A 212-nucleotide genomic window follows, 5' to 3' on the forward strand; every position below is an offset into this window, starting at 1 on the left:
AAAATCCATCTAATTGTATTTTTTACAAATTCATCCTTTGGNNNNAATGAACCTGATAATAAAAATTGTATTTTATATTTTTTATCCAATTCTTCAAATTTTTCCAATCTCCATANNAAGATATGTAAATCTTTTATATTCAGTTAATCTTCTTTTTACAGTAATTAATNTCCTATCTTCTCTAAATTCTTTATTTGAATATGAATTTACAT

The sequence above is a fragment of the Candidatus Nanopusillus massiliensis genome, assembly GCF_920984865.1.